This window comes from Streptococcus mitis, assembly GCF_965111735.1.
GTDB classification, from domain to species: Bacteria; Bacillota; Bacilli; order Lactobacillales; family Streptococcaceae; genus Streptococcus; species Streptococcus mitis_DR.
The window spans coordinates 662457-687328 of sequence record NZ_OZ217346.1; the positions used below are offsets into that span (position 1 = coordinate 662457).

16 protein-coding genes and 1 pseudogene are annotated in these 24872 nt (G+C 38.1%); 12 read left to right on the forward strand and 5 right to left on the reverse strand.

The genetic code is table 11. From position 1 onward, the window contains the following. The first annotated feature begins 18 nt into the window (after window positions 1-18). Together ACLV7W_RS03220 and ACLV7W_RS03225 are read left to right on the forward strand one after the other, a co-directional pair. On the forward strand, window positions 19-834 hold the full coding sequence (locus ACLV7W_RS03220) for an endonuclease/exonuclease/phosphatase family protein (RefSeq protein WP_070527986.1): 816 nt from the start codon (window positions 19-21) through the stop codon (window positions 832-834). Window positions 835-972: 138 nt separating this feature from the next. After that, window positions 973-2316 carry a DEAD/DEAH box helicase gene (locus ACLV7W_RS03225; protein WP_411865424.1) on the forward strand — a complete coding sequence of 448 codons (1344 nt, stop codon included), beginning with the start codon at window positions 973-975 and terminating at the stop codon, window positions 2314-2316. A gap of 127 nt (window positions 2317-2443) precedes the next feature. Here the strand turns inward: ACLV7W_RS03225 and ACLV7W_RS03230 are convergent, their stop codons facing one another. From ACLV7W_RS03230 to ACLV7W_RS03240, 3 genes and pseudogenes are all read right to left on the reverse strand, one after another. Next, window positions 2444-3970 (reverse strand): IS1182 family transposase, encoded by a 1527-nt coding sequence (locus tag ACLV7W_RS03230; RefSeq protein WP_411865425.1) that lies wholly within the window; start codon window positions 3968-3970, stop codon window positions 2444-2446. A gap of 130 nt (window positions 3971-4100) precedes the next feature. Further along, window positions 4101-5291 carry a methionine adenosyltransferase gene (gene metK, locus ACLV7W_RS03235; protein WP_153210206.1) on the reverse strand — a complete coding sequence of 397 codons (1191 nt, stop codon included), beginning with the start codon at window positions 5289-5291 and terminating at the stop codon, window positions 4101-4103. Between the two features lie 117 nt (window positions 5292-5408). Continuing rightward, window positions 5409-5611 (reverse strand): annotated as a pseudogene (locus tag ACLV7W_RS03240) (hypothetical protein). Here ACLV7W_RS03240 and ACLV7W_RS03245 point away from each other — a divergent pair. Both ACLV7W_RS03245 and ACLV7W_RS03250 read left to right on the forward strand, forming a co-directional pair. Further along, a complete protein-coding gene (locus tag ACLV7W_RS03245; protein ID WP_153214852.1) occupies window positions 5572-6636 on the forward strand; it encodes a transposase in 1065 nt (354 codons plus the stop codon). The pseudogene ACLV7W_RS03240 and the gene ACLV7W_RS03245 overlap by 40 nt on opposite strands. 68 nt (window positions 6637-6704) lie before the next feature. Then, window positions 6705-8056 (forward strand): IS3 family transposase gene (locus ACLV7W_RS03250; protein WP_411865426.1). Its coding sequence is split into 2 segments (ribosomal slippage): window positions 6705-7146 and window positions 7146-8056, totalling 1353 coding nucleotides; the frame shifts between segments, so codons are not numbered across the junction. 103 nt (window positions 8057-8159) lie between these two features. Here ACLV7W_RS03250 and ACLV7W_RS03255 read toward each other — a convergent pair. After that, entirely contained in the window at window positions 8160-10418 is a 2259-nt protein-coding gene (locus ACLV7W_RS03255) for an ATP-dependent Clp protease ATP-binding subunit (RefSeq protein WP_411865427.1), read from the reverse strand. Between the two features lie 230 nt (window positions 10419-10648). Continuing rightward, window positions 10649-10879: a DUF1797 family protein gene (locus tag ACLV7W_RS03260; protein WP_000443570.1), complete on the reverse strand. Its 231-nt coding sequence runs from the start codon at window positions 10877-10879 to the stop codon at window positions 10649-10651. A 190-nt stretch (window positions 10880-11069) separates the two neighbouring features. Here ACLV7W_RS03260 and ACLV7W_RS03265 point away from each other — a divergent pair, with 190 nt between their 5' ends. The 8 genes from ACLV7W_RS03265 (at window position 11070) to ACLV7W_RS03300 (ending at window position 24697) form a co-directional block, all read left to right on the forward strand. Continuing rightward, window positions 11070-11753 (forward strand): amino acid ABC transporter permease, encoded by a 684-nt coding sequence (locus tag ACLV7W_RS03265; RefSeq protein WP_001011642.1) that lies wholly within the window; start codon window positions 11070-11072, stop codon window positions 11751-11753. Further along, complete coding sequence (locus ACLV7W_RS03270) at window positions 11753-12487, forward strand: amino acid ABC transporter ATP-binding protein (protein WP_084929995.1); 735 nt, start codon at window positions 11753-11755, stop codon at window positions 12485-12487. The genes ACLV7W_RS03265 and ACLV7W_RS03270 overlap by 1 nt, the downstream gene beginning before the upstream one ends. A 371-nt stretch (window positions 12488-12858) precedes the next feature. Then, window positions 12859-13422 (forward strand): HAD family hydrolase, encoded by a 564-nt coding sequence (locus tag ACLV7W_RS03275; protein ID WP_004239328.1) that lies wholly within the window; start codon window positions 12859-12861, stop codon window positions 13420-13422. A gap of 14 nt (window positions 13423-13436) precedes the next feature. Then, window positions 13437-15383: a DNA topoisomerase (ATP-hydrolyzing) subunit B gene (gyrB, locus tag ACLV7W_RS03280; RefSeq protein WP_000134057.1), complete on the forward strand. Its 1947-nt coding sequence runs from the start codon at window positions 13437-13439 to the stop codon at window positions 15381-15383. Between the two features lie 81 nt (window positions 15384-15464). Then, window positions 15465-17192 carry a septation ring formation regulator EzrA gene (gene ezrA, locus ACLV7W_RS03285; protein ID WP_411865428.1) on the forward strand — a complete coding sequence of 576 codons (1728 nt, stop codon included), beginning with the start codon at window positions 15465-15467 and terminating at the stop codon, window positions 17190-17192. Between the two features lie 135 nt (window positions 17193-17327). Further along, window positions 17328-18719, forward strand: coding sequence for a peptidoglycan-N-acetylglucosamine deacetylase PgdA (gene pgdA, locus ACLV7W_RS03290; RefSeq protein WP_411865429.1), 1392 nt, complete (start codon window positions 17328-17330; stop codon window positions 18717-18719). Between the two features lie 207 nt (window positions 18720-18926). After that, window positions 18927-23648 carry a S8 family serine peptidase gene (locus ACLV7W_RS03295; RefSeq protein WP_153209428.1) on the forward strand — a complete coding sequence of 1574 codons (4722 nt, stop codon included), beginning with the start codon at window positions 18927-18929 and terminating at the stop codon, window positions 23646-23648. Window positions 23649-23935: 287 nt separating this feature from the next. Beyond that, complete coding sequence (locus ACLV7W_RS03300) at window positions 23936-24697, forward strand: elongation factor Tu (RefSeq protein WP_322741437.1); 762 nt, start codon at window positions 23936-23938, stop codon at window positions 24695-24697. The last annotated feature ends 175 nt before the right edge of the window (window positions 24698-24872 follow it).

Below are 24872 nucleotides of genomic sequence, written 5' to 3' on the forward strand. Positions count from 1 at the left end.
TTATTTTGGGAGAAAAGAATGAAATTTTTAACACTCAATACTCATAGCTGGATGGAAAAAGAAGCTGAGGAAAAATTCCAGCTCTTGCTTGAAGATATTCTTGATAAAGACTATGATTTGATATGTTTCCAAGAAATCAATCAGGAGATTACTTCGCTAGAGGTGGAGGTTAATGACCTTTATCAAGCTTTGCCAGCTGCTGAACCTATTCACCAAGACCATTATGTTAGACTTTTGGTTGAAAAGTTGTCTGAGCAAGGAAAAGATTACTACTGGACTTGGGCCTATAACCATATCGGTTATGACCGCTACCATGAAGGTGTAGCTATCTTGTCTAAAACACCTATTGAAGCCAGAGAAATTTTAGTTTCAGATGTGGATGATCCAACAGACTATCATACACGCCGTGTTGCCTTGGCTGAAACTGTAGTTGATGGTAAGGAACTTGCAGTTGCCAGTGTCCACCTTTCTTGGTGGGATAAAGGTTTCCAAGAAGAATGGGCACGATTTGAAGCTGTCTTGAAAGAACTAAACAAGCCACTTTTGCTGGCTGGAGATTTCAACAACCCAGCTGGTCAGGAAGGTTACCAAGCTATTTTAGCTAGTCCATTAGGCTTACAAGACGCATTTGAAGTTGCTCAAGATAAAAGTGGTAGCTATACTGTTCCACCAGAAATTGATGGATGGAAGGGGAACACTGAACCCCTTCGAATCGACTATGTTTTTACTACCAAGGAGTTAGCGGTGGAAAATTTACATGTCGTATTTGATGGTAACAAGAGTCCACAAGTGAGTGATCACTATGGCTTGAATGCTATTTTAAACTGGAAATAATGACTGAAAAGAGGTTGGGATTCACAAATTCCAGCCTTTTTTACTAGAGAAGCTACTAGAAATAGCCTAAATAAGTGAGACTACTGAAATGGAATAAAATATGGTATAATTGATAGGATAGATAGAATCGAGGATATTATGTCATTTACGAAATTTCAATTTAAAAACTATATTAGAGAAGCCCTGGAGGAGTTGAAATTTACAACTCCAACAGAGGTTCAAGACAAGTTGATTCCTATTGTTTTGGCAGGTCGTGACCTAGTCGGTGAATCAAAAACAGGTTCGGGTAAGACTCACACTTTCCTATTGCCGATTTTCCAGCAATTAGATGAAGCCAGCGATAGTGTTCAAGCAGTCATTACTGCACCGAGCCGTGAATTAGCTACTCAGATTTACCAAGCAGCCCGTCAGATTGCTACTCATTCAGAAGTAGAAGTTCGTGTGGTTAATTATGTGGGAGGGACAGATAAGGCTCGCCAGATTGAGAAATTGGCAAGTAACCAGCCTCATATTGTTATTGGAACGCCTGGTCGTATCTATGACTTGGTTAAATCTGGTGATTTAGCTATTCACAAGGCTAAGACCTTTGTGGTTGATGAGGCAGATATGACCTTGGATATGGGATTCTTAGAAACTGTTGATAAGATTGCTGGAAGCCTTCCAAAAGACCTGCAATTCATGGTCTTCTCAGCGACTATTCCACAAAAACTGCAACCATTCTTGAAAAAATACTTATCAAATCCTGTTATGGAGAAAATCAAGACCAAAACGGTCATTTCTGATACCATTGATAATTGGTTGATTTCGACCAAGGGACGAGATAAGAATGCTCAAATTTACCAGTTGACTCAGTTGATGCAACCGTATTTGGCCATGATTTTTGTTAACACTAAAACGCGTGCTGATGAATTGCATTCATATCTGACTGCTCAAGGCTTGAAGGTGGCAAAAATCCATGGGGATATTGCCCCTCGTGAGCGCAAACGTATCATGAACCAGGTTAAAAATCTGGATTTTGAATATATTGTCGCAACAGATTTGGCAGCGCGTGGAATTGACATTGAAGGTGTCAGCCATGTCATCAATGATGCTATTCCGCAAGATTTGTCCTTCTTTGTTCACCGTGTTGGTCGTACTGGACGAAATGGCCTACCAGGTACAGCTATTACCCTTTATCAGCCAAGTGATGACTCGGATATCCGTGAGTTGGAGAAATTGGGAATCAAGTTTACTCCTAAGATGGTCAAAGATGAGGAATTTCAAGATACTTATGACCGTGATCGTCGTGCCAACCGTGAGAAAAAACAAGATAAACTTGATATCGAAATGATTGGTTTGGTTAAAAAGAAAAAGAAAAAAGTCAAACCAGGTTATAAGAAGAAAATTCAATGGGCGGTTGATGAAAAACGCCGCAAAACCAAGCGTGCTGAAAATCGTGCTCGTGGCCGTGCCGAGCGCAAAGCAAAACGCCAAACATTTTAAGGAAATTGTTGGAGTACTGAGCTCCAACTTTTTTATTTACCAGAACGAACTATCTGGTAACTTCTAAAGCAAAATAGTTCTCAGCCACAAAAAAGCTAGAGCTTTCCAATTGCGGAACTCTAGCTTTTTAATTTTGAGTCGTTCTCTTATTGTATTTGAGGAGGTTATTGGCCATAAGTACCAATCCCATGTCAATTCTCACTTGACGCTTCCCTCTCAGATTACATCTCTTGTAACCCAAACAAGCCTTTATCTGCCTAAAGATAGGTTCCACATCAATCTTGCGTTGAGCAAAAATCTGTCTACCTTCGGGAGATAAAAGCGTCTGACATTCTTTAGCTTTCAAGTTTTGATAGCGTTCGTTCATATACAGTCCCTTTTGAGGGGCTGATTCAGGTTCATCAGCGTAGTAAATCTTGATTTCCTGTTGAAAGTCCGTCTGTGTTTTCTGATGTTTGATATGGTGAAAACGATAGCACCAGCCATCAGGATGTGTGTAGCTATCCTCCTTGTCATCATAGTGCCAATTCGCTAAGTTTCTATCCGACTGTTTATACCCTCTCTTCTGTTCCTTGTCAAACATGGCATATTTAATCAGATGGTTCACCCCCTTTTCATCTAAACGAAGGAGGTTCTCTTCACTTCCATATCCAGCATCTGCGACAACTGTCTTCAAGTCATGCGGATAGGTTTCAAGTAAGGGTAGAGGAGTCTTGGTATCTGTCGGATTTGAGAAGACATCATAGTGAAGAACAAATTGGTTTTCAGTAGCGATTTGAAGATTATAAGCAGCCTTGAGTTGGCCATTTTTCATATAATCTTCTTTCATTCGCATAAAAGTGTCATCTGGATCGGTTTTGAAAAAACTGTTGAGCCCTTCAAATGTTTCTTGATACTTCTCATACTTTTCAGCATGTACTGAAAAATCCTCCTTGACTTTACGCAAGACTTTCTTGAGTTTACGACGCTGGGTTTTACGTTCATCCTTCCCTTTAACGGGTGTCTCCTCAATGTCCTGGTTCAATTTTTTCAATTCTCCTTCAAGGACTTGAGCGAATGCAAGCAACTGCTCTGAGGAGATAGGCTCTTGTGTATCCAGTTCGATAGCTTGATAGATAAGGGGAGTGATTTCTTCTTGAAAATAGTTCTGTATCTGTTCTTGCAGTTTGGCGGAGAATTTCTCTGTCGCTTTCTTCCACACAAAACTATACTTGTTGGCATTGGCTTCAATCTTAGTCCCGTCAATAAACAGACAATTTAAGGTCACTAACTCTTCCATTTTTAAACGAAGATTGAGGTCCATGAAAAGATTACGTATGAGTTCTTCCATCTCTTCAGCGACTCGAAAACGATTGATGGTGCGGTAGCTGACAACCAACGGTCCTGTTAGGTACTGCATAGCGAGGTTTTCAATCATCATTTTTTCGATTTTTCGTCCAGAGAAAATCCCTTGTGAATAGGCAAATAGAAGAGTAGCTATAAGCATTTTAGGGTGATAAGACAGGCGACCAAAGGCATGATAGAAGGCATGGAAGTGACAATCCTCCAAGGTATTCACCACTTTTTCAATAGTAAAGATGAGATGGTCTTGTGGTAAGAAAGAACTGATTTCTAGTGGTAAAGTTGTTTGATTTTTGTTATAGTGAATATGCATGGGATAGCCTTTCTAAATGGTTTATTAAGCAATTCTATTTTACCAAGACTATCGTAACCATGCAAAAAAGCAACGGCAAATCCGTTGCTTTTTTTGGAGATAAGAGACTATTGTCCCAGACTCTTCTTATCTATTTTACTGCTTCTTTCAAAGCATCTACCTTATCTAAACGTTCCCATGGAAGATCAATATCTGTACGTCCCATGTGTCCATAAGCCGCTGTTTGACGGTAAATTGGGCGCTTGAGGTCCAGCATTTGGATAATTCCTGCAGGGCGAAGGTCAAAGATTTGACGGGCTGCTTTTTCAAGCTTGCTTTCAGCTACTCTTCCTGTACCAAAGGTATCGATACGAACAGAGACAGGCTGCGCAACACCGATGGCATAGGCCAATTGCACTTCTGCTTTCTTAGCAAGACCTGCTGCAACGATGTTCTTGGCAATGTAGCGAGCTGCATAAGAGGCTGAGCGGTCCACCTTAGTTGCATCTTTACCAGAGAAAGCACCACCACCGTGACGAGAGTAGCCACCATAAGTATCTACGATAATCTTACGACCAGTCAGACCTGAGTCCCCTTGAGGTCCACCGATTACAAAACGACCAGTAGGATTGATGAAGAATTTTGTTTGCTCATCTAAGTAAGGAGATGGAATAACCTCTTTGATAATCTTGTTAATGACATCATTGTGAATTTGTTCGTTGCTGATCTCTGGATCGTGCTGAGTTGAAATCACGACTGTGTCCACACGTACTGGACGGTCATTTTCATCATACTCAACTGTAACTTGTGATTTGGCATCTGGGCGAAGATAGCTTATTTCACCAGTCTTACGAAGTTCTGACAGACGACGAACCAACTTGTGGCTGAGTGAAATTGGCAATGGCATGAGCTCTTCTGTTTCATCCACTGCAAATCCAAACATGAGCCCTTGGTCTCCAGCTCCAATTAAGTCCAATGGATCTTGGTCTGCATTTCCACGAACCTCCAAGGCTTCGTTAACACCTTGGGCAATGTCAGGAGATTGTTCCACCAAAGACGGATGGACTCCCACTGTCTCAGCAGAAAAACCATATTCTGTATTGGTATAGCCAATCTCTGCAATGGTATCACGAACCACACGGTTAATATCTACATAGGCATTTGTAGAAATTTCACCAAAAACGTGGACAGATCCAGTGTATACAGCTGTCTCAGCAGCAACGTGCGCCTCTGGATCCTTAGCTAAAATAGCATCCAAAATCGCATCTGAAATTTGGTCTGCAATCTTATCTGGATGCCCCTCAGATACAGATTCAGACGTGAATAATTTACGTTCTGACATAAAAATGTCCCCCCTTAAAAATAGTGTTATAGAGTTACAAAGTACTGATAGGAAAACTATTAATGATAAATACCTACCATCTTATCGGGACTATATAACTTTATCATTATACCATTTTTAAGAGCAATTTGCAGTCTTTAATGTAGTGTTTCTGTTTAGAGTCTGGGACAATAGTCTCTTATCTCCAAAAAAGCAGCGGATTTGCCGTTGCTTTTTTGCATGGTTGCGATAGTCTTGATAAAATAGAATTGCACAATAAACCATTTAGAAAGGTTATCCCATGCATATTCACTATAACAAAAATCAAACAACTTTACCACTAGAAATCAGTTCTTTCTTACCACAAGACCATCTCGTCTTTACTATTGAAAAAGTGGTGAATACTTTGGAGGATTGTCACTTCCATGCCTTCTATCATGCCTTTGGTCGCCCGTCTTATCACCCTAAAATGCTTATAGCTACTCTTCTATTTGCCTATTCACAAGGGATTTTCTCTGGACGAAAAATCGAAAAAATGATGATTGAAAACCTCGCTATGCAATACCTAACAGGACCGTTGGTTGTCAGCTATCGCACCATCAATCGTTTTCGAGTCGCTGAAGGGATGGAAGAACTCATACGTAATCTTTTCATGGACCTCAATCTTCGTTTAAAAATGGAAGAGTTAGTGACCTTAGATTGTCTGTTTATTGATGGTACTAAGATTGAAGTCAATGCCAACAAGTATAGTTTTGTGTGGAAGAAAGCGACAGACACCAAGACTCTTCTGCCATTCCTTGAAACCTATCCGCATGACTTGAAGACAGTTGTTGCAGATGCTGGATATGGAAGTGAAGAGAACCTCCTTCGTTTAGATGAAAAGGGGGTGAACCATCTGATTAAATATGCCATGTTTGACAAGGAACAGAAGAGAGGGTATAAACAGTCAGCTAGAAACTTAGCGAATTGGCACTATGATGACAAGGAGGATAGCTACACACATCCTGATAGCTGGTATTATCGTTTTCACCATATCAAACATCAGAAAACACAGACGGACTTTCAACAGGAAATCAAGGTTTACTACGCTGATGAACCTGAATCAGCCCCTCAAAAGGGACTGTATATGAACGGACGCTATCAAAACTTGAAAGCTAAAGAATGTCAGGCGCTTTTATCTCCCGAAGGAAGACAGATTTTCGCTCAACGTAAGATTGATGTGGAACCTGTCTTTGGGCAGATAAAGGCTTGTTTGGGTTACAAGAGATGTAATCTGAGAGGGAAGCGTCAAGTGAGAATTGACATGGGATTGATACTTATGGCCAATAACCTCCTCAAATACAATAAGAGAACGACTCAAAATTAAAAAGCTAGAGTTTGAACTGCACCCCAAAAGTTAGACAGAAAAAATCTAACTTTTGGGGTGTTTTTATTATGAAATTAACTTATGATGATAAAGTTCAGATCTATGAACTTAGAAAACAAGGATATAGCTTAGAGAAGCTTTCAAATAAATTTGGGATAAATAATTCTAATATTAGGTACATGATTAAATTGATTGATCGTTACGGAATAGAGTTCGTCAAAAAAGGAAAAAATCGTTACTATTCTCCTCATTTAAAACAAGAAATGATTAATAAAGTCTTACATGAAGGCTGGACTAAAGATAGAGTTTCTCTTGAATATGGCCTCCCAAGTCGTACGATACTTCTTAATTGGCTAGCACAATACAAGAAAAACGGGTATACTATTGTTGAGAAAACAAGAGGGAGAGTACCTAAAATGGGACGTAAACGGAAGAAAACCTGGGAAGAAATGACAGAACTAGAGCGACTCCAAGAGGAGAATGAACGCTTACGGACTGAGGTGGCCTACCTAAAAAAGTTAAAAGAGCTGGAAGACAGGGACGAAGCCTTAGAGCGAGAAAGGCAGAGACAATTAGAGAAATGGCTTCAGGAGGATTTCGACTAGATTTACTTCTTGAAACAGCACGTTTAGCTCGCTCAACTTACTATTATCAGTTGAAACAACTGGATGGGCTTGATAAAGATAAAGAGCTTAAAACCGAAATTCAGGCCATTTATAATGACCATAAAGGAAATTATGGCTATCGTAGAGTTACTCTTGAATTGAGGAATCGTGGTCATATAGTAAACCATAAGAAGGTCCAACGTCTGATGAAAGTCCTTGGTTTAACAGCTCGAATTCGCCGGAAACGAAAGTATTCTTCCTACCAAGGAGAGATTGGTAAGAAAGCAGAGAATCTCATTCAACGTCAGTTTGAAGCATCAAGGCCAATGGAAAAGTGCTATACGGATGTGACAGAGTTTGCCATTCCAAATAGCACACAGAAACTCTATTTATCGCCAGTTTTAGATGGATTTAATAGCGAAATTATCGCCTATAATCTTTCAACTTCACCAAACTTAGAACAAGTGAAAGCTATGTTAAACCAGGCCTTTACAGAGAAACACTACGAGCATACGATTCTCCATAGCGATCAAGGCTGGCAATACCAACACGATTTTTATCATCGGTTCCTAGAGAGTAAGGGAATTCAAGCATCCATGTCACGCAAGGGCAACAGCCCAGACAATGGCATGATGGAGTCCTTCTTTGGCATTTTGAAATCTGAAATGTTTTATGGTTATGAGAAGCACTTTAGGTCTTTAGAAGACCTTGAACAAGCTATTGTGGACTACATTGATTACTACAACAACAAACGAATTAAAGTCAAACTAAAAGGACTTAGCCCTGTGCAATACAGAACTAAATCCTTCGGATAAATTAATTGTCTAACTTTTTGGGGTCAGTACAGTTCCGCAATTGGAAATCTCTAGCTTTTTTGTGGCTGAGAACTATTTTGTCTCAGGCTCTTTTCTATAGGATCTATTTTTCTTTTTCAGAAGTTTTTACTTCAGATTTTTTGGCAGACTTAATTTGAATCTTGCCCTTGCTGGTCATAACTGCCTTGAGGTCTTTTTCGCTTGGATTTTCAAGGTAGTAGTCAGTGATTGCGTCCTCAATATAGTCTTGAATAGTACGACGAAGTGGGCGTGCCCCCATTTTTGGATCATAACCGAGGTCAACTAATTTTTCCTTGACCTTGTCAGTTACATCTAAATGAATGTTGTTACTTGAAAGACGTTTGTTAACGTCTGCTAGCATAAGCTCGACAATCTGAAGGAGGTTGTCCTTGCTGAGAGCCTTAAATTCGATAATACCATCAAAACGGTTCATAAACTCTGGGCTAAAGAAGTTACCGAGTTCACCGAGAACAGAATTGGTACGTCCTTCTCTAGCAGCACCAAATCCAACGCTGGCTTCGGCTTTACCAGTCCCAGCATTTGAAGTCATGATAATAATGGCATCCTTAAAACTGACGGTACGTCCTTGTCCATCTGTTAAACGACCATCGTCCAAGACTTGAAGGAACATATGCATGACATCTGGATGAGCTTTCTCTACTTCATCTAAGAGAATAAGAGAGTAGGGATTACGCCGGACTTTTTCAGTTAATTGCCCAGCCTCATCGTAGCCAACATAACCTGGAGGGGCACCAACTAATTTAGCTACACTGTGTTTTTCCATATATTCACTCATATCAAAGCGAATCATACTGTCAGCAGAACCAAAGAGTTCGATAGCTAGTTGTTTGGAAAGTTCTGTCTTACCGACACCAGTTGGTCCGACAAAGAGGAAGCTTCCAATTGGACGGTTAGGCGTACCGAGACCGACACGATTACGGCGAATAGCTTTGGCTATCTTATCAACTGCATCGTCCTGTCCAATAACATGAGACTTGAGGTCTTCAGCTAGATGGATGAGTTGAGATTGTTCTTTCTCTTTCAAATCGCCAACAGGAATGTTGGTTTTCTGCTCGATAATGTGCTCAATGGTTTTCTCACTGATAATAGGAGTATCTTGGTCTGTGACCTTTTTCTTTTGCATTTCCTTATACTTGGCAATCTGGTCGCGGAAGTAGGCAGCCTTCTCAAAATCTTCCTCTCGTGTAGCTTGAGATTTGAGATTTTCAGCCTCAATCAAGCGCTGATCAATCACTTTAGGATCCACAAAATTCAAGGTCAAGTTCATCTTAGAACCCGCTTCATCTAGGAGGTCAATGGCCTTGTCGGGCAAGAAGCGATCTTGGATGTAGCGATTGGACAGAGTTGCAGCTGCTTCAATTGCAGCATCGGTATACTGAACGTGGTGGTAGTCTTCGTATTTCTTTTGAATGCCTTTGAGGATAGTGATTGTTTCTTCCACTGTTGGTTCATCGACTTTGACAGGTTGCATACGACGCTCTAGGGCAGCATCCTTTTCAATGACACGGTATTCATTGAGGGTAGTGGCACCGACCAGTTGCAGTTCCCCACGAGCAAGGGCTGGCTTGAGGATATTTCCTGCATCCATATTGCCATCGCCTGCAGAACCAGCACCGACAATTTCATGGATTTCATCGATAAAGAGGATAATATCCTCACGTTTGCGAATTTCTTCCATGAGTTTTTGCATGCGTTCTTCAAATTGTCCTCGAATACCCGTTCCTTGAACCAAGCTAACCACATCCAGACGGATGACTTGTTTGCCTTGGAGTTTATGTGGAACATCACCATCAACGATTTTCTGAGCTAGACCTTCGACAACGGCAGTTTTTCCGACACCAGGTTCACCGATAAGAACAGGATTATTCTTGGTTCTGCGATTGAGAATCTCAATGACACGGATAATCTCATCATCGCGTCCAATAACGGGATCTATATCTCCACGACGGGCAATTTCAGTTACGTTGATACCAAATTCTTCCAGTAGGCCTTTTTCTTGGCTTGGTGGAGGAGTTTGAGCAGGTCCACGATTTTGGGAACCATAACCGCCATTTCCACCGTAACCTCCACCTGATTGGGTTGGGGGAGTCGGAGGAGTATTGCTAGAAGGTCTAAAATTATTTAGGTCATTGAAGAAATCACCGAAAGGATCAAAGTCACGATTGTTCAGATCAGTTATACCTTTAAAGAGGCTATTGTTAGGATCTGTCTTGATAATCTTATAGCAGTTTTGACAGAGGTCAATTTGTTTTTGCTTTCCATTGAGATTGGTATAAAGATGAATTGTTGAGTCATTGATTTTACAGTTTTGACAAAGCATACATCTACCTCATTTCTTTCTTTAGCTTGACCTGTACAAAGGTCAATAATAGTCAAATTTCTATACTCTCATTATAACAGGATTGGGGTGTAAAGCAAGTAAAAAGATTGAGGCTTTGAGAAGTTGTTATAATGAAAATATTTGTGGATTTGGACTATAAAAAAATCCTATTTGTGAGACAAAAAGGATTTTGGTTAGACATGCAGGGTGTAATCCCAGCTTGTTTTGTATTAGTAAAGGAGTTCGTAAATCTCCATTGCAATCAAGTCAATGCTGTCAAACGTATAAGTTTCGCGAGCTTCTACATCACGAAGGGTAAAGATTGATCCGTTTTCTTCGTCGTGGCTGTATGCAACTTCTGCAACAACAACTCCTTCGCGTTCAAAATTACGTTTTAAATTTCCGCCGTCTTTTGCCATTGCTTCAAGGCGGTTGATGATTCTAACCAAATGTGATTCCATTTTGATTCTCCTTCATTTCTTATCGTTACTATTTTACCATAAAGGAGGCCAACTTGCCTAGAAAAAACTAAGATTTCTCGCTAATTCTACTAGCTTAAAGTTTTTTTGAATAAATTAGACAAAAGATTTGAATTTTAATTCAATTGATGTTATAATCATACAGTATTCTATTTTAGAAAGCAGTGTGACTATGAATTTTTCTTTTTTACCTAAGTATTTACCTTATTTTAACTATGGGGCTGTTGTGACGGTTCTCATTTCTATCTGTGTTGTCTTTTTGGGAACTATTTTGGGTGTTGTCTTGGCTTTTGGGCAACGTTCAAAGTTTAAACCGCTTGTTTGGCTAGCCAACTTGTACGTTTGGATTTTCCGCGGGACGCCAATGATGGTTCAGATTATGATTGCCTTTGCTCTTATGCATATCAATGCTCCGACTATTCAGGTTGGGATTTTAGGTGTTGACCTTTCTCGTCTGATTCCAGGGATTTTGATTATTTCTATGAACAGTGGTGCTTATGTTTCTGAGACTGTTCGGGCTGGGATTAATGCGGTTCCTAAGGGGCAGTTAGAGGCGGCCTATTCTTTAGGGATTCGTCCTAAAAATGCGATGCGCTATGTGATTTTGCCACAAGCTATCAAAAATATTTTGCCAGCATTGGGGAACGAATTTATCACTATTATCAAGGATAGTTCCCTCTTATCAGCTATCGGTGTTATGGAGTTGTGGAATGGGGCTACAACAGTTTCTACAACAACCTATCTACCTTTAACACCACTTTTATTTGCAGCCTTTTATTACTTGATTATGACTTCTATTTTGACAGTAGCCTTGAAAGCTTTTGAAAAACGTATGGGACAAGGAGATAAGAAATAATGACAGAAACCTTGATAAAAATTGAAAATTTACATAAATCATTTGGAAAGAATGAAGTATTGAAGGGCATCAACCTCGAGATTAAACGTGGAGAAGTTGTCGTTATCATCGGTCCTTCGGGAAGCGGGAAATCTACCTTGCTTCGTTCTATGAATTTGTTGGAAGAAGCAACCAATGGGAAGGTTATCTTTGAGGGAGTTGATATTACGGACAAGAAGAATGACCTGTTTGCTATGCGTGAGAAGATGGGCATGGTTTTCCAACAATTTAATCTCTTTCCTAATATGACTGTGATGGAAAATATCACCTTGTCTCCTATCAAGACCAAAGGTGAAAGTAAGGAAGTTGCAGAGAAGAGAGCTCAGGAACTTTTGGAAAAAGTTGGTTTACCAGATAAGGCAACTGCTTATCCACAGAGTTTGTCAGGTGGTCAGCAACAGCGGATTGCTATTGCGCGTGGTTTAGCTATGGAACCAGATGTTTTGCTCTTTGACGAGCCAACTTCAGCCCTGGACCCTGAAATGGTAGGTGAGGTGTTGGCTGTTATGCAAGACTTAGCCAAGTCAGGAATGACCATGGTTATCGTAACACATGAAATGGGATTTGCTCGTGAGGTGGCAGACCGTGTCATCTTTATGGCAGACGGTGTAGTTGTTGAAGATGGAACACCTGAACAGATTTTTGAACAAACCCAAGAACAACGGACTAAAGACTTCTTGAGTAAGGTTTTGTAAGTTAGCTTTGTTTAGCTATTTGTAGCCAACTTTACATATAAAATAGAGATTAATGAAAAGCTAGGCTCAATACCAGTCAAGTGGAAGTTACTTTGAGAAGTTACCCCCTATTAATAACATCCATAAATTGGATATTAGGATTTTTTATATCAAGTAGTTTTGTGTTAAAATATAATTGTTCCATATGATTCTCTCTAATGATGGTTTGGTTGCTTTTCATTATAGATCTTATGGGACTTTTTTCTACAAGAAAATAGGTTTCATAAGATCTATAAGAGATTTATCCTATATAAATATCATAGAGCATTTTTTATGTGGAAAACTCAGGGAAATCATCGCTTTTTTCATAAAAAAATGCTATAATGAAGGGTATGAAATATCACGATTATATCTGGGATTTAGGTGGAACTTTACTGGATAACTATGAAACTTCAACAGCTGCATTTGTTGAAACTTTAGCTCTGTATGGCATCACACAAGACCATGACAGTGTCTATCAGGCTTTAAAGGTTTCTACTGATTTTGCGATTGAGACATTCGCTCCCAACTTAGAGAATTTTTTAGAAAAATATAAGGAAAATGAAGCCAGAGAGCTTGAACATCCGATTTTGTTTGATGGAGTTTCTGATTTATTGAAAGATATCTCCAATCAAGGTGGCCGTCATTTTTTGGTTTCTCATCGAAATGATCAGGTCTTGGAAATTTTAGAAAAAACCTCTATAGCAGCTTATTTTACAGAAGTGGTGACTTCTAACTCAGGCTTTAAGAGAAAACCAGATCCTGAATCCATGATTTATTTAAGAGAAAAATATCAAATTAGTTCAGGCCTTGTCATTGGTGATCGACCGATTGATATCGAAGCCGGGCAAGCTGCAGGACTAGCTACCCACTTGTTTACCAGTATCGTGAATTTAAGACAAGTATTAGACATGTAAGAAAAAGGAATAAGATGACAGAAGAAATCAAAAATCTGCAGGCACAAGATTATGATGCCAGTCAAATTCAAGTTTTAGAGGGCTTAGAGGCTGTTCGTATGCGTCCAGGGATGTATATCGGGTCAACTTCAAAAGAAGGTCTTCACCATCTAGTCTGGGAAATTGTTGATAACTCAATTGACGAGGCCTTGGCAGGATTTGCTAGCCATATTCAAGTCTTTATTGAGCCAGATAATTCGATTACAGTTGTTGATGATGGACGTGGTATCCCAGTCGATATTCAGGAAAAAACAGGTCGACCTGCCGTTGAGACTGTCTTTACTGTTCTTCACGCTGGAGGAAAGTTTGGCGGTGGCGGATATAAGGTCTCAGGTGGTCTTCACGGAGTGGGGTCCTCAGTTGTTAACGCCCTTTCAACTCAATTAGACGTTCATGTCCACAAAAATGGTAAAATTCATTACCAAGAATACCGTCGTGGTCATGTTGTCGCAGACCTTGAGGTGGTTGGAGATACGGATAAAACGGGAACAACAGTTCACTTTACACCGGATCCAGAAATTTTCACTGAAACAACAACCTTTGATTTTGATAAATTAAATAAACGGATTCAAGAGTTGGCCTTTCTAAACCGTGGTCTTCAAATCTCCATCACAGATAAGCGTGAGGGGCTAGAACAAACTAAGCATTACCACTATGAAGGTGGGATTGCTAGCTACGTTGAATATATCAACGAGAACAAGGATGTTATCTTTGATACACCAATTTACACAGATGGTGAAATGGATGATATCACGGTTGAAGTAGCCATGCAGTACACAACGGGTTACCATGAAAATGTCATGAGTTTCGCCAATAATATTCATACCCATGAAGGTGGAACGCATGAACAAGGTTTCCGTACAGCCTTGACACGTGTTATCAACGATTATGCTCGTAAAAATAAGTTACTGAAAGACAATGAAGACAACCTAACAGGGGAAGATGTTCGTGAAGGATTAACTGCTGTTATCTCAGTTAAACACCCAAATCCACAGTTTGAAGGACAAACCAAGACCAAATTGGGAAATAGCGAGGTGGTCAAGATTACCAATCGTCTCTTCAGCGATGCCTTCTCTGATTTCCTTATGGAGAATCCTCAAATTGCAAAACGCATTGTAGAAAAAGGAATTCTGGCTGCTAAGGCTCGTGTGGCTGCCAAGCGTGCGCGTGAAGTCACTCGTAAAAAATCTGGTTTGGAAATTTCCAACCTTCCAGGGAAATTAGCAGACTGTTCTTCTAACAATCCTGCGGAAACAGAACTCTTTATCGTCGAAGGAGACTCAGCGGGTGGATCAGCCAAATCTGGTCGTAACCGTGAGTTCCAGGCTATCCTTCCAATTCGCGGTAAGATTTTGAACGTTGAAAAAGCAAGTATGGATAAGATTCTTGCTAATGAAGAAATTCGTAGTCTTTTCACAGCGATGGGAACTGGATTTGGTGCAGAATTCGATGTTTCAAAAGCCCGTTACCAAAAGCTCGTTTTGATGACCGATGCCGATGTCGATGGAGCCCATATTCGTACTCTTCTTCTAACCTTGATTTATCGTTATATGAAACCAATACTAGAAGCTGGTTATGTTTATATTGCCCAACCTCCAATCTATGGTGTCAAGGTTGGAAGCGAGATTAAAGAATATATCCAGCCAGGAGCGGATCAAGAAATTAAACTCCAAGAAGCCTTGGCCCGCCATAGTGAAGGACGTGCCAAACCAACCATTCAGCGTTATAAAGGTTTGGGTGAAATGGATGATCACCAGTTGTGGGAAACAACCATGGATCCCGAACATCGCTTAATGGCAAGAGTTTCTGTGGACGATGCTGCAGAAGCAGATAAAATCTTTGATATGTTGATGGGGGATCGAGTAGAGCCTCGTCGTGAATTTATCGAAGAAAATGCCGTCTATAGTACACTTGATGTCTAAAAAATCGGGAGAAGTAGTTCCCTTGGTCTAAAAAATATGATATAATCATTACGATTGTTTCAAGTTAAAAAGGAGTTTAATATGTCTGGTAGTCTAGTAGTATATCTTATAATTGCAATTGCAATTATATTGCTGATTTCATATGCTATAGCAATTTATGTACGGAAACGCAATGAAAGTAAATTAGCAATTTTAGAAGAGAAAAAAGAAGAGCTGTACAATCTTCCAGTTAATGATGAAGTTGAAGCTGTAAAAGATATGCACTTGATTGGACAAAGTCAAGTGACTTTCCGTGAATGGAACCAAAAATGGGTTGACCTATCTCTTAACTCTTTTGCCGATATCGAAAATAATCTTTTCGAGGCAGAAGGTTATAACAATTCATTCCGTTTTTTTAAGGCTAGTCATCAAATTGACCAAATCGAGAGCCAAATTACCTTGATTGAAGAAGATATTGCGGCAATTCGCAATGCCTTGGCAGATTTGGAGAAACAAGAATCTAAAAACAGCGGTCGTGTTCTTCATACCTTGGATTTGTTTGAAGAGTTACAACACAGAGTTGCTGATCATTCTGAAGAATATGGCCAAGGTTTATCTGAAATCGAAAAACAATTGGAAAATATCCAATCAGAGTTTTCTCAGTTTGTTACTTTAAATACTTCAGGTGACCCAGTAGAAGCTGCTGTAATTTTGGATAATGCTGAAAATCATATCTTGGCTTTGAGTCACATTGTTGACCGCCTGCCAGAGATTGTAAAAACATTATCTAAAGAGCTACCTGATCAATTGGAAGATTTGGAAGACGGTTACCGTAAGCTTTTAGACGCTAACTATCATTTTGCTGAAACGGATATTGAATCTCGCTTCCAATTGCTTTATGAAGCTTTGAAGAAAAACCACGAAAATATTGCACAATTAGAGTTGGATAATGCTGAGTATGAAAATACTCAAGTTCAAGAAGAAATCAATGCACTCTATGATATCTTTACACGAGAAATCGCCGCTCAAAAAGTAGTTGAAGGCTTAGTTGCAACCCTTCCTACATATTTGAAACACATGAAAGATAGTAATGCTGTTTTAGTGGAAGATATTCAACGATTGAGTAACAATTACCTACTATCTGAAACGGATGTTAGTCATGTTCATAGATTACAAGCTGAGTTAGAATCTTTAGAAGAATCTGTATTGGAACTAACTTCTGAACAAGAGGAACATTCTGAACCTTATTCATTCCTTGAAGATCGTTTGGAAAACTTACAAGCGACTTTGAAGGAAATTGAAGATGAACAAGTTGCGGTTAGTCAACGTCTTGCTCAGATTGAAAAAGATGATATCAATGCTCGCCAGAAGGCAAATGTTTATGTTAATCGTCTTCATACAATTAAGAGATATATGGAAAAACGTAATCTTCCAGGTATTCCTCAGAATTTCTTACAGTTGTTCTTCACAGCAAGTAATCATACTGAAGAGTTGATGTCTGAACTAGAAGAAGCCCAGGTCAATATTGAAGCTGTGAACCGTATGCTTGAAATTACAACAAATAATATGGAAGCACTTGAAGAAGAAACCTATAATATTGTTCAATATGCAACATTGACAGAACAATTACTACAGTATTCGAACCGTTACCGCTCATTTGATGAACGAATTCAAGAAGCCTTTAATGAATCATTAGAAATTTTTGAAAAAGAATTTGATTACCATGCTTCATTTGATAAGATTTCGCAAGCTTTGGAAGTTGCAGAACCTGGTGTAACCAACCGTTTTGTTACTTCATACGAAAAAACACGTGAGACGATTCGTTTCTAACATAATAAAAGCCTCTGTAATATTTGTAGTGGGTAAATCCCCTATAGATATTATGGAGTCTATTTTTTTGTTCAAAACGAGTGATAGTACTTATTTCTCATTGAAATTATAGCCTGAATTTGATATGATATCTCTATGGATAAAAGTAGAGCAAAACGTGTTGAGCACGATAAAAAGAGAATCGGTTTAATAGCTCTGGTAGCTATCTTTTCAGTAAGTATTTGCGTTCTCGGTTCAATTATTGGATATAAAATATATACAAAGCAAAGTTTTGAGCAAAAGATTGAATCGCTCAAAAAAGAGAAAGATGATCAATTGAGTGAGGGAAATCAGAAAGATCATTTTCGTAAGGGACAAGCCGAAGTGATTGCCTATTATCCTCTCCAAGGGGAGCAAGTGATTTCGTCTATAAAAGAAATCATGACAAAGGATATTAAGGAAAATCTGGAAGACAAGGAAAATCTAGTTTTTTATTATACAGAGAAACAGGATTCGACTTTGAAAGGGATTGTAGATCATAGTGTGATGAAACAAGTCTATGATTTAACTTCGTCAAAAGTTGAAGAGACTGAAAAAACTAGTCTAGCGAAAGTGCATTTGACCGAAGATGGTAAACCTTTTACCCTTGATCAACTATTTTCAGATGCTAGTAAGGCTAAAGAGAAGCTGTTAAAAGAAATCACCTCTTTCTTACAGGATAAGAAATTAGAACAAGAAAAGATTGAGCAGCTTGTTAAAGGCTTGTCTGACCAAGACTTGTCTGCATGGAACTTTGATTACAAGGATAGTCAAATTATCCTATATCCAAGTCAGTCAGTTGAAAATCTGGACGAGATTGCCTTGCCAGTATCTAGTTTCTTTGAAGTTATTCAGTCCTCTTATTTATCAGATAAGGATGCAGAGCTATATAAGGCTTATTATGAAAAGAAAAATCGTAAAGTAGTAGCCTTGACTTTTGATGATGGACCAAATCCTGCAACAACAAATCAAGCATTAGATACTCTTTCTAAGTATGGTATCAAGGCAACTTTCTTTGTTTTAGGTAAGAATGTTTCTGGCAATGAAGAGATTTTGAAACGCATGAAAGCAGATGGCCATATCATTGGAAACCATAGTTGGAGCCATCCAGTGCTTTCAAAACTTTCGCTTGATGAAGCTAAAAAACAGATTACTGATACTGAAGATGCGCTAACTAAAGTGTTGGGGTCTAGCTCCAAACTTATGCGCCCCCCTTATGGAGCCATTACAGACGACATTCGCAATAGCCTCGATTTGAGCTTTATTATGTGGGATGTCGATAGTCTGGACTGGAAGAGTAAAAATGAAGCATCTATTTTGACAGAGATTCAACGTCAAGTTCGTAATGGTTCGATTATCTTAATGCATGATATCCATGCTGAAACAGTGAATGCTTTACCAAAGATTATAGATTATCTAAAAGAGCAAGGATATCACTTTGTCACAGTTCCTGAAATGCTTAGTTCACGATTAAAAGCACATGAACTATTCTATGACCGTGATCAGTAAGATTTTTGCTTAATAACTAATTAAATCGTAAGTAATTTTTCAATAAATAAATTTAGTCTTGTATTAATCGAGGCTAAATTTTTTTATGTTTAAATCTCATGATAGGATTGGTTAATATTACAATTTTGTTACAAAATAAGTTTTTGATAGAATTTTCTGATAATTTAGTATATAATACTTTTAATTTAAATAAAAAGGAGTGATTTTATGGGAGATTGCAAAGATTTTTGTCATAAAAAGTACCAAGTAGCAACGATTTTTCTGCTAACGGTCTTTGCATTCGGATTTGCTTTCGCACAGGTTAGTGCCGATGAGGGAAAATTTGAAGCATCCAATCAAGTTACACATGCTGTAATGACTAATAAATTAGATGATTCAAATAAGCTCGCACCGCCAGTCACGGCTGACAAGAATGCTCTAAATTCTTCTTCGAAGGAAAAAACAGAAGTGACAGAGTCATTAAAACAAGATGATTCTATAGAATATAGAGATAATAAGTCAGATAAGAATGTAACCATACAGAAAGAAACGACTGCTATAAAAAGTGAAGAGAAGAATGAAGAATCAGCAGTGAAAAGTAATTCTTCTTCAGAAAGCATCCAATCACAGTCGTTATCTCAAGGTGGACATAAAGAAAAGCCAAACAGTATCTCCAGTAATGAAATTATTACTGTCCCTAAAACCTGGGAAGCAGGACATAAAGGACAAGGAACTGTAGTCGCTGTTATAGATTCAGGTCTTGATTTGAATCATGAGGTTTTGCGTATTTCTGATCCGTCAAAGGCGAAATTTAAAAATCAGGATGATATCGAAAAAGCTAAAAAGGCTGCTGGTATTGACTATGGGAAATGGTACAGTGATAAAGTAGTATATGCTTATGATTACTTTGATGGAACTGATAATATAAAAGAAGCTGAAAAAGAGTCTCATGGAATGCATGTTACTGGGATTGTAGCTGGAAATCCTGTTAATAAAGCCCCGAATTCTGAGAAGGTTTATGGGGTGGCGCCAGAAGCTCAAATTATGTTTATGAGAGTTTTTTCAGACAGAGATAAAACTACAGCATCTGCCCTCTATGTAAAAGCTATTGATGATGCAGTTGCACTAGGTGCAGATGTGATCAATATGAGTTTGGGTGCAGGTGCGGGTTCAACGGTAGATGCAGGTTCAGATATCATTGATGCAGTAAAAAGAGCACGCGCTAAAGGAGTATCTGTTGTTATTGCTGCTGGTAATAGTAATACTTTCGGTAGAGGTTTTTCACAACCATTGGCAGCAAATCCTGATTATGGTCTCGTAGGAAATCCTTCTACAGTAGAAGATTCAATTTCTGTTGCTTCGATTAATAATAAAATTCTAACTACTGAAGTCTTTGAAGTAAAAGGTTTAGAAAATGACGCTACCCTTGATTATGGTAAGTTTGATTTTAATAGACCTGAAACAGAAAAAGATTTTGAAAAAGGGAAAGAATACGAATATGTAGCAGCAGGTATTGGTCGTGAAGAAGATTTTGCTAATATTGATGTAAGAGGCAAGTTAGCACTGATTCAACGTGGTAAAATTAATTTTTCTGATAAGATTAAAAATGCTCTTAAACACGGTGCAGCTGGAGTTTTAATTTATAACAACGTTGAAGGTGCAAATGTTAGTATGTCTGTTACAGGTGATGCTAAGAAAATCCCATCTGTCTTTATTTCAAAACATTATGGTGAAATTCTTAAGTCTGGTCAGTATAAAATTGTCTTTAATCACAAGATGGATAATCGTAAATCAGACGTTGCAGACCAATTATCAGATTTTTCAAGTTGGGGAGTTACAACTGATGGACAATTGAAACCAGATGTTACTGCACCTGGTGGAAATATCTATTCATCATTTAACGATAATAGCTATGGAAGTATCAGTGGAACAAGTATGGCGGCTCCTCATGTAGCTGGTGTCGCAGCATTAGTCAAAGAATATTTAGCGAAAAAACATCCTGAATTATCAGCTAGTCAAATTTCAGAGATTGTAAAAGCTTTAATTATGTCTACTGCAAAACCACATTTTAATAAACAAACTGGAGCCTATACTTCTCCACGTCAGCAAGGTGCGGGCGTAGTTGACACGATGGCGGCAACAAGCACAGATTTATTTGTAATAGGTGCGAATAACTATCCAAGTGTTACTCTTGGCAATGTTGGTGATAAATTTACCTTTGAAGTTACAATTCATAATATTTCGGATAAAGACCAAACATTGAAGATGATTGTAAATACAAATACGGACGAAGTTGAAGAAGGGAAATTCACTCTCCGTCCACGAAAACTAACTGAAACAGTTTGGCCTGAAGTAACTGTGAAAGCTCATAGTACGAAGACGGTAACAGTTAGTGTAGATACAAGTAAGTTTACTGAAGAACTTAGCAAAATAATGCCAAATGGATATTTTCTAGAAGGATTTGTTAGATTTGTCAATCCTGCAGATGATGGTTCTGTTATTGGTTTACCATTTATGGGATTTAAGGGAGAATTCCAAAATCTACCTGCAATTGAAAAACCAATTTATCAATTGATTAAGGAAGGAAACAGTGGATTTTACTCTGAAATTGATAAAGATAATCCAGGAATTTCACCTTCAGACGATGCAACTTATTTAACAAGTTCTGAAAATGATGTAAATGTTTTAAAAGCAGAGCGTCAAGGAAATCGAGTGACTGTACTCGGAGTGAAACAAGATGCTGAAGGAAAATACCATCTTCAATTAGATGAAAAGGGGAACATCCGCCTTGCTATCTCGCCAAATGAGGATGGTAATAAAGATTCTGTTCAGTTTAAAACTCTTGTCTATAGAAACTTGGTAAATCTTCGTGCGACAGTTTATGCTTCTTCGGATACAACACACAGTCAGCCTATTTGGCAAAGTCGTCCAACAGACCTTGTAAAAAATTATTTTGATGGCGATACTAGAAATCCAAGAAGTTATATTGTAGATAAAACAGCTTGGGGAGGACAGGATTCTAATGGAAATCGAGTTTCTGATGGAATTTATGACTATGTTATTAGTTATAAGCCAGATGTCCCTGGAGCTGAGGAACAATATACAACATTTAAAATTCAAATCGATACACAAAAACCTCTGATTACTTCGGGATATATTCGTTCTCAAGAAGATCAAGAACAATTTATAGCTCGCAAACCTCAGGATGTCGGAAATGGTGGAATTCTTCTAGAAAAAGTCTTTTATATTCGTCCTTCTGAAAATAGAGAGGCGACAGATTCAGAAATCGAACAGTATCAAATTATCAAACAAAATGAAGATGGTAGTTATACACTTCCTAAGAACGTTGATAAATCGAAAATCTTCTATTATGTAGAAGACTTTGCGGGAAATGTAGATTTTATATCTCTCAAAGATCTTGTAGGTGAAGAAAATAGTGGTCGTGTAAAAATTGCTATACTAAACAATAAAACCAAGGATGAGATTGATACAACTTATGTTTATCGCATTAAAAATAGCGAAGGTCAATATGTAACCGTTGATAAGTCAAAAGATATTAATTTCTTGAAATTTGGGCATTATGTTGCAGAAATTTTTAGCTATGACCGTACAGAGTTGAAATTTGTGAGTGCTCTATCTAAGGAATTTGATTTAACGAAAGAAAATAGTTTTCAAACTATTACCTTCTTGGCTAACAAAATGAAATATGCCCCAGTAACGGTTGGCTTTAATCAAGCTGTTCCTGGAACTACAACGATTACTTTAGTAGGTGAAGACGGTCAGAGTCAAGTCTTGCCAGCTGAAACATATGGTAAACATTCTTACGGTAAGAAAGTGGTTACTGGTGAATATAAGGTTCTTGTAAATCTATCCAACGGTTATGAATTACTTGATAATCTTCAACCATTTAAAGTTCTGTTTGGTAAAAATAATGTTTTGTCACTTTCAGTTGTTTCTAAGTTAGCTTTGATTGCAGCTTTAAATAAACAAATGGAAGTAGTTAAAACTCCGAGATATTATAATACAAAACAGAAGTTAAAAGAGATTTTTGATCAAAGTGTCAAAGATGCGCAACTAGCATTGGGAAGTAAACTTAACCAAGATAAAATTGACCAAATTGTTAAGGCTTTAGAGTCTGCTATGCAAACATTGGATGGTAAGGAATCTGATATCACATCATTGAAGAATGCTATTAAAGCATATGCTGAGACAGTTAAAAAAGGTAAATATATAAATTCTAATCAAGAACTCAAAGGTCAATATGATCGTGAATTTAAACTCTTGGCATTATTAATTACAAAAGATTTGATAACTCAAGATGAAATCGACCGTCTATTGACCGCTTTCTTGAAAGCACAAGACCAGCTGAATGGGAAAGAAACAGATTTCATGAGCCTAAAAAATGTTATCGTGGATGAAGTGAAGTTCCAAGACAAAGATCCAAGATTTTTGACAGCTGGTAAAGAGGAGAAAGATGCATATAATCTTATTTTCAACAAAGCTAAGCTACTTTTGGAAAATGCAGAAGCTAGTCAAGAAGAAATTAATGCAGTAATCAATGCTCTAAAAGAGACGGCTGTAAAACTTAAGGCTAATAAAGTAGAGATTCCAACCAAACCAGTTGCACCAGTTAAGCCGGTTTTTCAAGTGAAACCTGTTAAATTAGTAAGTCACAATAGACAAGTCTCAACTATCAAGCCTTCAATTAGCAATGATAAAATTGAGAAAGCTACATCAATTGTAATACATCATTCCAATATAGAAGCTAAGCATGAGAATAAAACACTAGCTGGAAGTGGTCAAAAAGTGCTTTTAGTTACAGTCAACAAAGAAGGAAAACAATTACCAGCCACTGGTGAGAATAACATGATTTCTATTATTCTAAGTATTTCAGGAATTTCTCTCTTGTTGTCAGTGATCGGACTTGCAACTTTCTCAAAAAGTGAGTAGAGTATACTATACATCTTTCTATAGTTTTTGATTTACAGTATGTTACAATTCTGATATAATAGTCAGCAGGAAAGAAAGTCTTATGGCGTTCTTCAAGCGAGCTTGGGATAGTGGGAGCCAAGTAGGGCAAAATAATGAACTGGCACTTTCTGTAGTATTTTCAAAAACAATGAAGTAATAAATTAGGGTGGAACCGCGTTTCTGACGCCCCTAGGTTAAATTAACCTAGGATTGTCGGATGCGGTTCTTTTGCTTATTCAGTCTATTGTGTGAAAGAAAGGAGAGACGTGGAAAACTTTTATCTTGTAAAAGACGATAGTCAACTAGCTGCATTTTGTGATTTTGTAGTAAGAAATACAGAAAAGTTGAAAGATTATCAATCTTTTTTAAAGAATGAACTTGCAGTCTGTGATTTACCGCAAGCTGTTATTTGGTCAAGTTTTAATGCTGCTACACAGATTATTAGGGAAAGTGCTGTTCCAGCCTATACAAATAATAGACGAATGGTTATGACGCCTGATTTAGCTGTTTGGAAAGAGTTGTATTTGTATCAGTTGATGGACTACGAGTGTTCTCAGCAAACTCAAGCAATAGAAAGTCACTATCATTCTTTATCTGAAAATTTCCTCTTACAGATTGTAGGACATGAGTTAGCTCATTGGTCGGAGCATTTTTTAGATGATTTTGATGGTTACGACTCTTATATCTGGTTCGAAGAGGGGATGGTTGAATATATTAGTCGCAAGTATTTCTTGACAGAAGAGGAATTTCAAGCGGAAAAAATTTGTAATCAATCTCTTGTAGAACTTTTTCAGAAGAAGTATGGTTGGCATTCATTGAATGATTTTGGTTCTTCGACTTATGATAAGAACTATGCAAGTATTTTTTACGAATACTGGCGTAGTTTTTTGACAATAGATAAGTTGGTAGAAAATCTAGGTAGTGTACAAGCGGTCTTCGATTCTTATCATTTATGGGCAAATACAGATAAAACTCTACCCTTGTTAAATTGGTTTGTTCAGCAGAAATTAATTGAAAAAGAAATATAAAAACTAAAGGAGTAAACAATGTCTAAAAAATTGACTTTCCACTGCGTCAGTGGCAGAAACCTCCTTATAGTCGGACTGCCTCACGCTCAGCACTAGATTGCCTGAGCTAGACGCAGTACTAACTCGTCTTGCCTCGTATGATCGACGAGGCAGACTCGTGTCGCAAGTAATTTAT